At 73.2% G+C, this 12,193-nt stretch carries 8 protein-coding genes and 2 pseudogenes; 6 read left to right on the forward strand and 4 right to left on the reverse strand.

The annotated features are described in order from the left end of the window. Positions 1–96 precede the first annotated feature (96 nt). Positions 97–441 (forward strand): hypothetical protein, encoded by a 345-nt coding sequence (locus ACQP0N_RS28425; protein ID WP_433115397.1) that lies wholly within the window; start codon positions 97–99, stop codon positions 439–441. A 7-nt stretch (positions 442–448) separates the two neighbouring features. Here ACQP0N_RS28425 and ACQP0N_RS28430 read toward each other — a convergent pair whose 3' ends face one another. Both ACQP0N_RS28430 and ACQP0N_RS28435 read right to left on the reverse strand, forming a co-directional pair. Further along, positions 449–1,183, reverse strand: coding sequence for a Type 1 glutamine amidotransferase-like domain-containing protein (locus tag ACQP0N_RS28430; RefSeq protein WP_433115399.1), 735 nt, complete (start codon positions 1,181–1,183; stop codon positions 449–451). 324 nt (positions 1,184–1,507) lie between these two features. Next, positions 1,508–2,020: pseudogene (locus ACQP0N_RS28435) on the reverse strand (hypothetical protein); the annotation flags it as partial. A 239-nt stretch (positions 2,021–2,259) separates the two neighbouring features. On the opposite strand from ACQP0N_RS28435, the gene ACQP0N_RS28440 reads away from it, so the two are divergent. From ACQP0N_RS28440 to valS, 5 genes and pseudogenes are all read left to right on the forward strand, one after another. Next, a complete protein-coding gene (locus ACQP0N_RS28440; protein WP_433115401.1) occupies positions 2,260–3,732 on the forward strand; it encodes a DNA-3-methyladenine glycosylase 2 family protein in 1,473 nt (490 codons plus the stop codon). Next, positions 3,729–4,238, forward strand: coding sequence for a methylated-DNA--[protein]-cysteine S-methyltransferase (locus ACQP0N_RS28445; RefSeq protein ID WP_433115403.1), 510 nt, complete (start codon positions 3,729–3,731; stop codon positions 4,236–4,238). Before ACQP0N_RS28440 ends, ACQP0N_RS28445 begins: the two co-directional genes overlap by 4 nt. A gap of 37 nt (positions 4,239–4,275) precedes the next feature. Beyond that, positions 4,276–6,081 (forward strand): annotated as a pseudogene (locus ACQP0N_RS28450) (ABC transporter ATP-binding protein); the annotation flags it as partial. A 118-nt stretch (positions 6,082–6,199) separates the two neighbouring features. Beyond that, entirely contained in the window at positions 6,200–8,080 is a 1,881-nt protein-coding gene (locus ACQP0N_RS28455) for an ABC transporter ATP-binding protein (RefSeq protein WP_433121870.1), read from the forward strand. Positions 8,081–8,136: 56 nt separating this feature from the next. Continuing rightward, a complete protein-coding gene (gene valS / locus ACQP0N_RS28460) occupies positions 8,137–10,701 on the forward strand; it encodes a valine--tRNA ligase (protein ID WP_433121871.1) in 2,565 nt (854 codons plus the stop codon). A 47-nt stretch (positions 10,702–10,748) separates the two neighbouring features. On the opposite strand, the gene ACQP0N_RS28465 is transcribed toward valS, so the two are convergent. Beyond that, the gene (locus ACQP0N_RS28465) at positions 10,749–11,393 is read right to left on the reverse strand and encodes a hypothetical protein (RefSeq protein WP_433115405.1); all 645 of its coding nucleotides are present in this window, start codon (positions 11,391–11,393) and stop codon (positions 10,749–10,751) included. 85 nt (positions 11,394–11,478) lie between these two features. Beyond that, the gene (locus ACQP0N_RS28470) at positions 11,479–12,189 is read right to left on the reverse strand and encodes an ABC transporter permease subunit (protein ID WP_433115407.1); all 711 of its coding nucleotides are present in this window, start codon (positions 12,187–12,189) and stop codon (positions 11,479–11,481) included. Positions 12,190–12,193: the final 4 nt, after the last annotated feature.

Consider the following 12,193-nt stretch of genomic DNA (forward strand, 5'->3'; position numbering starts at 1 on the left):
ACGCCGGTGCCGAGCGGGCCGGTCGCCGCGGCTCCGATTCCACCGGACCGAACGGGGCCCTGGTCGCTCCTCAGCGTGTCTGCCAGGGTGGCAGACGTGCCGACGTTGCAGTTCCTCATCATGGTCGACGGCCCGCTGACGGCGGCGGAGCTGCTCGACCTGATCCGCGCCCGGCTGCCCGACGCGAAGCCCTACCGCCGGGACTCGGTCGACGTCCGGGGCAACCTGCTGGAGATCAACACCAACGAGGGCGCCGACCCGCGGCTCGCCGCCACCGACGAGGACGGCTATCTCTATTTCCGGTGGCGGGTGGAGGTGACGCCGATGGACCGGTCGGTCGACGAGGCGCAGCAGATCACCCTGGCCCGGGAGCTGCTGCGGGCGATCGACGGCCAGCAGGCGCGGGCCACCGTGTGTGCCGCGTTCGAAGATCGGGTCTGACCGGCGCTCACGGGAGCAGACGGGGCGCGATGACCTCTTCCCGCACACTGCCATCGGCGCGACGACTCACCTCGTACGCCGAGACGCCCTCGCGGTCGGCGACCGCCTCGACCAGCCGGGTCCCCCGGTAGACCAGGCCGACGCCGTCGTCGGTGCAGTGGCTGGTCGGCAACGTCCCGTCGCCGACCAGCTCGTGCATCAGCGGCCGACGCTGACTCTCGCTGTCGTAGTGCACGCCATTGCCGTACGGCAGCCAACCCAACGCCCCGGTGTAGCCGCGCAGCCGGGGTCCGAAGCTGTCGGTGGCGCCGCCCACGTGCCAGCAAATCGAACCGGCCGAGACACCGGCCAACACCACGCCGGCCTGCCAGCACTCGTGCAGGATCTCGTCCAGCCCGTGCACCCGCCAGACCGCGACGAGATTGGCGACGCTACCGCCGCCGACCCAGATCACATCCTGTGCGAGCAGGTGGGCTCGGACGTCGTCGACGTTCGGCATCGGGAACAGCGCCAGGTGCGACAGACGGAACCGCGTGTCGGCGAACGCCCCGTAGACAGCGGTGAACGAGGTCGGCTGGTCACCGACGGCCTGCCCGAGGTAGCAGATCCGTGGCTGCGGACCGGCCTCGGCCAACTCGGCGGCCAGCTCGAAGATCGGGCCGGGACGCAGGTCGGACGGCCCCCGGTCGCCACGGAAGAAGCCCATGCTGGTGGCGAGGATGGTGGGTTCACTGGCGGGCATGAGCGGTCCTTCCGTCGTGTGCTGTGCCCAGCATCCTGCCGTAGTCGATCATTCTTCAAGGTCTACCAGCAGCCGGGCGCGTCGACCTGTCCGACCTCCGTCGATACGTCGGCGCGGCCGCTCAGCCGAGGCGGCGTCGACCCAACCCGCCCAGCCGGCACGGCGTCGACCCAACCCGCCCAGCCGGCACGGCGTCGACCCAACCCGCCCAGCCGGCACGGCGTCGACCCAACCCGCTCAGCCGGCGCGGCGTTGCCGGGGAAGGAGAGCGGGCCGCGCGCTGGCCGGGTCGGCGGTGACGCTCGACGCGCCCGACGGAGACGCCTGCGGATCGGGCCGGCGCCTCGCCGCCGTGCCCCCGGCGGAAGGCTCGATCTCGGCGGGCAGGTCGTCGAACGGCCGCTCGGACGCGGGCAGTTGCGCGCACGCGGCGCGGGGCAGGGTGAACCGGTCCGCCGCCGCCGGGCCCGCGGAGATCGACTCGCGCAGCATCCAGCGCACCTCGTCCGCCGTCCAGCCGAGGCTGGGCCGGCCCGCGATCTCCCCGATCAGCCGCCGGCCGACGGTGGTGTCGTCGTCGTAGAAACGCATGCACCGGTGATGCGTCCACATCCCGAGCGCCCGCAGGCCGGCCTCGTCGAGCGACCGGACCAGCCGGCCGCAGGCGGTGTCGGCGAACGGCTCCGCCTGGTCGGCGGGCCGGTCCCGTTCGATGGCGCCGACGGCGGCCGGCGCGACGGCCCGCATCCGGCGGTAGAAGGACTGCACCACGGCGCGGGGCAACGGCGGAATCGAGCCGTGTGTCGACGCCGCCACCCAACCCGCAACGCTCGCCATCGCCGCCCCCCTTCTTGAGTTGGTGGCGAGACGTTACCCGGGACGACCGACACTCCCGGGCGGAAATCCCCCACCCTGCCTCTCCGCCCTGGTGATCAAGAGGTTCGCGTCACGGTGCACGGCGTGTCGTGACGCGAACCTCTTGATCACCGGAAGAAAGGGGGCCGAGGGCCGGGGTGGCACGGCCAGGTCTGATTTCCGCCAGCCGGGGGCTTGAGCAGCGGGGCATCATCGGTGGCGTGGAGATGGACTTCGAACGGTGCTACCGGGCGGTGGACAGTCGCGACCAGAGGTTCGACGGCTGGTTTTACACCGGCGTGACGTCGACCGGGATCTACTGCCGGCCGTCCTGCCCGGCGGTCACCCCGAAGCGGCAGAACGTCCGGTTCTTTCCGTCGGCCGCTGCCGCGCAGGGCGCCGGGTTGCGCGCCTGCCGCCGCTGTCGGCCGGACGCCGCGCCGGGCTCGCCGCAGTGGGACGTCCGCGCCGACGTGGTGGGCCGGGCGATGCGGCTGATCGCCGACGGGGTGGTCGACCGGGACGGCGTGCCGGGGCTGGCCGCCCGACTGGGTTACACCGAACGGCACCTGCACCGGATGTTGCGCGCCGAGATGGGGGCCGGGCCGCTCGCACTGGCCCGGGCCCAGCGTGCGCAGACCGCGCGAATCCTCATCGAGACGACCGGGCTGGGGATGGCCGAGATCGCGTTCGCCGCCGGCTTCGGCAGCGTGCGGCAGTTCAACGACACGGTCCGCGAGGTGTACGCGAGCGCCCCCTCGGAGCTGCGGACCGCTCGCGGCCGACACCTGGCGGCAATCGGGGCGGGGACGATCACACTCCGGCTGGCGTACCGTCCGCCCCTGCACGCCCACGCGCTGCTGGACTTCCTCGCGGTGCGCGCGCTGCCGGGCGTCGAGGAGGTACGCGACGGGACGTACTGCCGGGGGTTGCGGTTGCCACACGGCCCCGGCCAGGTGGCCCTGACCCCGGCGGACGGGCACGTGGCGGCGACGCTGCGCCTGACCGACCTGCGCGACCTCGCGCCGGCGGTGGCCCGCTGCCGACGTCTGCTCGACCTCGACGCGGACCCGGAGGCGGTCGACGCCACGCTGGCGGCGGACCCGGCCCTGGCCCCGGCGGTGGCGGCCGAGCCCGGCATCCGCGTCCCCCGCGCGGTCGACGGTTTCGAAATGGCCGTACGCGCGATAGTGGGCCAACAGGTCTCGGTGCGCTCCGCGAGAACCACCCTGACCCGCCTACTGGCCAGCCGCGCCGATCATGAAGTTGTTGCCACCGACGACGGCGTGTCGCGACAACAACTTCATGATCAACGGGGTGACCTGCGGGGGTTTCTGACGCCGGAGGAGGTTCTGGGGATTCCGGATGGGGAGTTCGGGATGCCTCTGCGGCGGCGGGAGGCCATTCGCGGGCTGGCCCGTGCATTGGTGGACGGGGCCGTGGATCTCGCGCCGGGGGGCGACCGTCAGGAGACCAGGCGGCGGCTGTTGGCGCTGCCCGGGATCGGGCCGTGGACCGCCGACTACCTCGCCATGCGCGCCCTCGGCGACCCCGACGTCCTCCTCGACAGCGACCTCGCGATCCGCCGGGGCGCGACGGCGCTCGGCCTACCCCACAAGAACCTCGACGCGCACGCCGAACGGTGGCGCCCCTGGCGGTCCTACGCCACGATCAGACTCTGGAGAGCGGCATGAGCATCGACAGCACCGTCCTGACCACCCCGACCGGCCCGCTGAGCATCCTCGCCGACCGCGACGGTCAGGTCCTGGCGGCCGGCTTCACCCCCGACCCGGAGGCGCTGCCGCCCCTGATCCACCCGAGTCTGCGCGCGTCGGTACGGCAACGCGCCGACCTCGGGCCGACCACCGTGGCCGTCCGGTCCTACCTGGACGGGGATCTCGCCGCCATCGACTCGGTGCCGGTACGGCAGCACACCGGCGGCGAGTTCATGGCGTACGCCTGGCAGGTGCTGCGGGACGTGCCGCCGGGCGCGCCGGTCACCTACACGGGGTACGCGGCGCTGGCCGGGAGGCCACCCGCGGTGCGGGCCGCGGCGGCCGCCTGCGCGCGTAACGCCGCAGCGCTCTTCGTGCCCTGCCACCGGGTGCTGCGTACCGACGGGAGCCTCGGTGGCTACCGCTGGGGGCTGGACGTGAAGAAGTGGCTTCTCGGTCATGAGCGGCGGTTGACGGCAAGCTGACAACTACACGGGCACCCAATGACGCTACCGTCGGGTAGTGCCTGTGGAGAGCGACGGCGACCGGGCCGCCCCGGTCGCCGCGGGCCGCCACCCCGTGCACAACCTCTGGCGGCTGCGCCGCTACCTGCGCCCGTACGCCACCGAGTTCGTCTGGTTGCTGGTCGCCGGGCTCGCCGGCACGGCCGCCGGGATCGCCGTACCCCTGGTGGTGCAGCGCGTGGTGGACGGGCCGGTGGCCCGCCACGAGCCGGCGGGCCTCCTCCAGCTCGGGGGTCTGGCGCTGCTGCTCGGCGTGGTCGAGGCGGTGCTCATCTTCATCCGCCGGTGGGTGCAGTCGTCCTCGGCGGTGGGCATGGAGGCGGCGCTGCGCGCCGACGTCTACGCGCACCTGCAACGGCTGCCGGCCAGTTTCCACGACCGTTGGCAGTCCGGCCAACTGCTCTCCCGGATCACCAGCGACCTGTCGGTGATCCGCCGGTTCCTGTCGTTCGGTGTCTTCTTCCTGGTGCTCAACCTGACCACCTACGTGGTGGTGGTGCTGCTGCTGATCCACCTGCACGCGGCGCTCGGGTTGCTGGTCGCGGCCAGCGCCGTGCCACTGCTGCTGATCACCCGCCGGTTCGGTCGGCACTACCACACCGCGTCCCGGCGAATGCAGGACCAGCAGGGCGACGTGGCGACGCTGGTCGAGGAGACCGCGCAGGGTCTGCGCACGATGAAGGCGTACGGGCGGGGGCCCGAGCTGGCCGCCCGCTTCACCGACGGGGCCCGGACGCTGCACGACACCGGCGTGGGCAAGGGCCGGCTGCTGGCGAACACGGCGGCGCTGCTCGACCTGGTGCCCAACCTGACGCTGGGCGTGGTGCTGGTCGCCGGTGCCGCCGCCGCTGCGCGGGGCGTGCTCACGCTCGGGGAGCTGGTGGCGTTCGCCAGCCTCCAACTGATGCTCATCTGGCCGGTGCAGTCATTGGGCTGGATCATCGCCAACGGGCAGGAGGCCGCCACCGCCGCCGACCGGGTCCAGGAGGTGCTGGACACTCCACCGCAGATCGTGGACGCTCCCGACGCGCTCACGCTCAGCCGCGACGCGGTCCGGGGTCGGCTCCGCTTCGAAGGGGTCGCCTTCCGCTACCCGGGCGCGGCCACGGGCGTCCTGGACGAGATCGACCTGACCATCGAGCCGGGCGAGACGCTGGCCCTGGTCGGTGCCACCGGCTGCGGCAAGAGCACCCTGCTCTCGCTGGTGCCCCGACTGCACGAGGTGACCGGCGGCCGAATCACGCTCGACGGGCACGACCTGCGCGACCTGCGGCTGGCCTCGCTGCGCCGGCTGGTCGGGGTGGCGTTCGAGGAACCCACCCTCTTCTCCATGTCGGTGTGGGAGAACCTCACTCTGGGCCGCCCGGACGCCGACGACGACGAGGTCCGCGCGGCTCTCGCGCTGGCACAGGCCGATTTCGCGTACGACCTGCCGTGGGGCCTGGCCACCCGCGTGGGTGAGCAGGGGTTGTCCCTCTCCGGGGGCCAGCGGCAGCGGTTGGCCCTGGCGCGGGCGGTGCTGGGTCGCCCGGCGCTGCTGGTGCTCGACGACCCGCTGTCCGCCCTCGACGTGCACACCGAGGCGCTGGTGGAGGCGGCGCTACGGCAGGTGCTGCGGGCCAGCACCGCGCTGCTGGTGGTGCACCGGCCGTCGACGATCGCGCTGGCCGACCGCGTCGCCCTGCTCGACGGTGGACGGATCGCCGCGGTCGGCCGGCACTCGGAACTGCTCGCCACCGTGCCCGCCTACCGGTCGTTGCTCGCCGCCGAGCCACCACCCGCGCAACCGGCTCACCCAGGAGCCGCCGAGCCACCACCCGCGCAACCGGCCACCGCCGTCCACGCAGCCGGAACCGGGCCCGGGGTGTCGGGCCGCCGGGGCCCGGCGCGTCCACCTCGGACGGCTGGGGCCTGGTGCGCTCGTGACAACCCCGGAGCAGGCCGATCCGTCTCCCGGTGGGGAGCCGGAGCTGGCCCGCTGGCGGGGGACGGCCACCGACCCGGAGGCCGACCGGAGCCGGGCCGAGGAGAACACCCCGGAGGCCGTCGCCCGGCTGCGCCGGCACAGCCGGGCCCTGCTGGCCGACCTGCTGCGCCCGCACCGGGGGCGACTCGCCGCCGCCGTCGGTCTGCTGCTCGCGCAGAACGCCGCCGCGATGGCCGGCCCGTACCTGGTCATGGTCGGCATCGATCGCGCCATCGCCCCGCTGCGCGCCGGGAACGCCACCCCGCTGGTCGCGGTGGCCGGGGCGTTCGCCGCCGCCGCCGTGACGGAGTACGCGGCCCGCCGCGGCTTCCTGACCCTCTCCGCCCGCATCGGCCAGGCCGTTCTGTTGGACCTGCGACAGCGGGTGTTCGGGCACTTCCTGCGACTGTCGGTGGGCTTTCACGAGCGGTACACGTCGGGTCGGATGGTGTCCCGCCTCACCAGCGACCTGGACAGCATCGCCGAGTTGGTCGACGGGGGAATCGACAGCCTGGTGCTGGCCGCGCTGTCGATCCTGTCGGTGGCTGCCATCCTGCTCTGGCTGGACCTGCCCCTGGCCGCGGTGACGCTGCTCGCGTTCCCGTTCCTGTTCTGGCTCTCCCGCTGGTTCGCCCGGGCTTCGGCCACCGCCTACCGGCGGACGAGGGAGGCCATCGCCCTGGTCATCGTGCACTTCGTCGAGTCGATGCGGGGCATCCGGGCGGTGCAGACGTTCCGTCGGGAGCCGCGCAACCAGCGGATCTTCGTGACGCTCGGGGACGACTACCGACGGGCGAGCCTGCACGCGTTCCGGCTGATCGCCACGTACTCGCCGGCGATCAAGTTGATCGGCAACCTCACGGTCGCGATCGTGCTCTGTTACGGCGGGTGGCGGGTGCTCGACGGACGGACCGAGATCGGCGTGCTCGCCGCGTTCCTGCTCTACCTGCGACGCTTCTTCGAGCCGATGCAGGAGCTGAGCCAGTTCTACAACTCGTTGCAGTCGGCGACGGCCGCGCTCGAGAAGCTGGCCGGGGTGCTCGACGAACGGCCCGGCGTCGCCGAGCCGGCCCGGCCGGTGCCGCTGCCGCGCGGCCCCGGTCACGGCGAGCTGACGTTCCGGGGCGTCTCGTTCGGCTACCGCGCGAACACCCCCATCCTCGCCGGACTGGACCTGCGGGTGCCGGCCGGGCAGACGGTCGCGCTGATCGGGCCGACCGGCGCGGGCAAGTCGACCATCGCCAAGCTCGTGGCCCGGTTCCACGATCCGGACGCCGGCACGGTCCTGCTGGACGGCATCGACCTGCGCGCGGTGTGCGACGCCGACCTGCGCCGCGCCGTGGTGCTCGTGACGCAGGAGAACCACCTGTTCAGCGGCACGGTGGCGGAGAACATCCGGTTCGGCCGGCCGGGCGCCGACGACGCCGAGGTGCGGGCCGCCGCGCAGGCGATCGGCGCGCACGAGTTCATCGCCGCGTTGCCCGAGGGGTACGCCACCCAGGTGCACCGGCGCGGCGGGCGGCTCTCCGCCGGCCAGCGACAACTGGTCGCGTTCGCCCGGGCGTTCCTCGCCGACCCGACCGTGCTGATCCTCGACGAGGCGACGTCGTCGCTGGACGTGCCGACGGAACGGCTGGTGCAGCGCGCGCTCGGCACCATCCTGCGGGACCGGACGGCGCTGGTGATCGCACACCGCCTCTCCACAGTGGAGACCGCCGACCGGGTGCTCGTCGTCGACGGCGGGAAGGTCGTCGAGGACGGCCCGCCGGCCGTGCTGGTCGGGTCCGGCGGCCGGTACGCGGCCCTGCACCAGCAGTGGCGCGACTCGCTCGTGTAGGACCGGCGATGCGCAACTCCGTGGTCCGGCACCCTGCTGATGCCTACGATCGGCAGATGACCGATACGGCGAGGACGGCCCGCGCCGGCGTTCCCGAGCGTCCCAGTCTGGACGGGCTCGAGCAGCGTTGGGCGCAGCGTTGGCAGGAGGAGGGCACGTACGCGTTCGACCGCGCGAAGGAGCGCAAGGACGTGTACTCCATCGACACCCCGCCGCCGACCGTATCGGGCGAGCTGCACATGGGGCACGTCTTCTCGTACACGCACACCGACACCGTCGCCCGCTACCAGCGGATGCGCGGCAAGGCGGTCTTCTACCCGATCGGCTGGGACGACAACGGGCTGCCCACCGAGCGTCGCGTGCAGAACGTGTACGGGGTGCGCTGCGACCCGGCGTTGGCGTACGACCCGGTGTGGCGGCCGCCGGCCACCCCGGTCGACGACGCGGCCCGCCGCGACCCGACGCCGATCTCACGGCGCAACTTCATCGAGCTGTGCGAGCGGCTGACGGTCGCCGACGAGCAGGTCTTCGAGGCCCTCTGGCGGCGGCTCGGGCTCTCGGTGGACTGGTCCCTGACGTACACGACGATCGGCCGGGTGGCCCGCGCCACCAGCCAGCGGGCGTTCCTGCGCAACCTGCGCCGGGGTGAGGCGTACCAGGCGGAGGCGCCGACGCTGTGGGACGTCGGCTTCGCCACCGCGGTGGCCCAGGCCGAGCTGGAGGACCGGGAACGTCCCGGCGCGTACCACCGGCTGCGGTTCGCCGGGCCCGGCGGGCGCGAGGTGCTCATCGACACCACCCGGCCGGAGCTCCTGCCGGCCTGCGTCGCGCTGGTCTGCCACCCCGACGACGAGCGGTACGCCGACCTGGTGGGCGCGACCGTGCGCAGCCCGCTGTTCGACGTCGAGGTGCCGGTGCGCGCCCACCCGCTCGCCGATCCCGCCAAGGGCACCGGCATCGCCATGGTCTGCACGTTCGGCGACCTCGCCGACGTGACCTGGTGGCGTGATCTCGACCTGGACACCCGGGTCGTCATCGGCCGCGACGGCCGGCTGGTTCCGGAGCCGCCGGCCGGGGTGCCCGCGGGCCCGTACGCGGGGCTGGCCGGGCAGACCGTCAACGGCGCCCGCCGGGAGATCGTCGGGATGCTGGCCGACGCGGGTGACCTGATCGGTGAGCCGCGTCCGGTGACCCACCCGGTGAAGTTCTACGAACGTGGCGACCGGCCACTGGAGATCGTCTCCACGCGCCAGTGGTACCTGCGCAACGGCGGACGGGACGCCGAACTGCGGGCGACGCTGCTGGCCCGGGGCGCGGAGCTGCACTGGGTGCCGGCGCACATGAAACACCGCTACGACAACTGGGTGGGTGGCCTGACCGGCGACTGGCTGGTCAGCCGGCAGCGCTTCTTCGGAGTGCCGGTGCCGGTGTGGTACCGACTCGACGACACTGGCGAGCCGGACTGGTCCCACCCTCTCACGCCGGACGAGTCGGCGCTGCCGGTCGACCCGTCCAGTGACCCGGCGCCCGGTTTCGACGAGTCGCAGCGCGGGCGGCCGGGCGGCTTCATCGGCGACCCGGACGTGCTGGACACCTGGGCGACGTCGTCGTTGACGCCGCAGATCGTCGGCGGCTGGGAGACCGACCCGGAGCTGTTCGCGCAGGTCTTCCCGATGGACCTGCGCCCGCAGGGGCAGGAGATCATCCGGACCTGGCTCTTCGACAGCGTGGTCCGCTCGCATTTCGAGCACGGGGTGCTGCCCTGGCGGGACACCGTGCTGTCGGGCTGGATCCTCGATCCGGACCACAAGAAGATGGCCAAGTCGAAGGGGAACGTGGTCACCCCGCTCGCGCTGCTGGAGCAGCACGGTTCGGACGCGGTGCGCTACTGGGCCGCCAGCGGCAAGCCCGGCATGGACCTGGCCTTCGACCCGGCGCAGATCAAGGTCGGCCGGCGGCTGGCCACCAAGCTGCTCAACGCGTCGAAGTTCGCGCTAGGCCTGGGCGCCGCGGACGCGCTGCGCGCCGCCACGACGACCCCGCTCGACCGCGCCATGCTCGCCGAACTGGGCACGGTGGTCAGCGCCGCGAGCACGGCCTTCGACGGGTACGACCACACGGCCGCCCTCCAGGTGACCGAGGCGTTCTTCTGGCGGTTCTGCGACGACTACATCGAGTTGGTCAAGGAACGGGCGTACGGCACCGGAGCGGCGGCCGACTCGGCGCGGGCGGCGCTGGCCTCGGCGCTGTCGGTGCAGTTGCGACTGTTCGCGCCCGTGCTGCCGTACGTCACCGAGGAGATCTGGTCGTGGTGGCGGTACGGGTCGGTGCACCGCGCGCCCTGGCCCACCACCTACGAGGTGGCCCGCGCGATCGAGGGGACGGGCGAGCCCGCGCTGCTGCGGCTGGCCGGGGACGCGTTGGGCCAGGTGCGGCGGGCCAAGTCGGAGCGGAAGCTGTCGATGAAGGCGGAGGTGCCGCTGGCCGAGGCGCTGGGCCCGGCGGCGATGCTGGAGCAGCTCACCCTGGTCGCCGACGACCTGCGGGCGGCGGGCCGGATCGGCAAGCTCGACCTGCTGCCGGACCGCACCCCGGAACTCGTCATCGCCTGCGCCTTCTGACCGGGTCCGCCGCCGCCCACCCCCCGGGGGCGGCGGCGGACCGGCCGTCACCAGCCGCGCAGGAAGCGCAGGCCGAGCAGGAAGGCCACCACGGAGGGCCCGACCAGCAGGGTGATCGCCTGGAGCCGGTACGGCATCCGGTGCCGGGCCAGCTCAGCCGCGTTGCCCAGCACGATGACCCCGGCGAGCATCATGAACGCGCCCCACCAACCCGTCTCCAGGTGGATCACCCGGGCGTGGAGCAGTTGCAGGGTCACACCGACCAGCGCGCCGGTCAGCGCGAGCAGCGCCACCGCGCGGTGCAGACCACGGGCCAGCGGGTGGCCGGCATGCCAGCCGTACGTGCCGGCCACCGCCAGGCAGGGCAGCACCACCAGCAGTGGCCAGCCCTCACCCATCGCGCCGAACATCAGCAGAGCGCCCACCACGAACGCCAGGGCCCCGACGCAGGCGACCACGTAACCCGCGAAGGCGCGACCACCGCCGCGGGCCAGCAGCGGGCCGCCGCTGGCCGCGATCAGCGCGGCCGGGATCAGGATGAAGCCGGCCCACCAGTGGAACCGGCCGCTGCCCTGGGCGGCCGTCGCGACCGTCGCGGACGCGAGGCCGGCAGCGGCGAGGCTGATCAGCCACGCCCGGCTACCGCGGGAGTACGGGTCAGCCAAGGGTCTGCGCTCCGCTTCGACAGTCACGTCCACCAGCCTCGTGGGTGGGGCCCGCCCGGTCCATCCGGCCAGCCCTACCCGTCGCCGGAGGGCTGGCCGGACTCCGCACGCCTCAGCTCGTCTCGCCGGCCACGCTGAACGAGCGCAGGCGGTCGATCGCCAGCACGGTGAAGCCGACGCTCACCAGCGCGGTCATCACGCCGGCCACCGGCACCGAAACGCTGGTCTCCAGCAGCCCGCTGGGGGCGAGCCGGTCGGCGAGTGCGATCACGTACTGCTGGATGGAGAGCACCTTCGTGCCGCTGACGAAGTTACCCAGCAGCCCCTCCCAGATCAGCACGTAGACGAGGCCGAGCAGCACCGGACGCCGGGTGATGAGGCTGAGCGCGAGGAACAGCGCCGAGTACGCCAGCGCGCCGAGAGCGGACGCGGCGGCGAGCGCCAGTCCGAGGCGTACCGAATCGGCAAGCACGCCCGCGACGTAGAGCGGCACCGCGACGGTGGCCGCGGTGACGCCGGTGGCGACCGCGAGCTTCGGCAGCACGATCTGCCAGCGCGGCAGCGGCTTGGTGAGGATGTGCACGACCGTGCCGTCGTCGATCTCCGCGCCCAGCACGCCCGTGCCGATGATCAGGGCCACCACCGGCAGCACCACCGCCAGGCCGAGGCCGACCAGCACCGGCGGGCCCCACTCGCCCGGGTCCACGCCCAGGGACCGGCAGAGGACGGCCAGGCCGAGCAGCACCAGTGGCAGGGGCAGCAGCAGGAGGAACCGCCGCCGGCCGAACAGCCCACGCGCGGTGATCCAGGTAATCGTGGACATGTTC

The sequence above is a fragment of the Micromonospora sp. CA-246542 genome (assembly GCF_050942905.1).
In the GTDB taxonomy this organism is placed as follows: Bacteria; Actinomycetota; Actinomycetes; order Mycobacteriales; family Micromonosporaceae; genus Micromonospora.

What these genes read in the sequence shown, in the direction of transcription:
- ACQP0N_RS28445 (WP_433115403.1), top strand. Translation starts at nt 3,729, where the DNA reads ATGAGCATCGACAGCACCGTCCTGACCACCCCGACCGGCCCGCTGAGC.
- ACQP0N_RS28470 (WP_433115407.1), bottom strand. Translation starts at nt 12,189, where the DNA reads ATGTCCACGATTACCTGGATCACCGCGCGTGGGCTGTTCGGCCGGCGG.
- valS (WP_433121871.1), top strand. Translation starts at nt 8,137, where the DNA reads ATGACCGATACGGCGAGGACGGCCCGCGCCGGCGTTCCCGAGCGTCCC.
- ACQP0N_RS28430 (WP_433115399.1), bottom strand. Translation starts at nt 1,183, where the DNA reads ATGCCCGCCAGTGAACCCACCATCCTCGCCACCAGCATGGGCTTCTTC.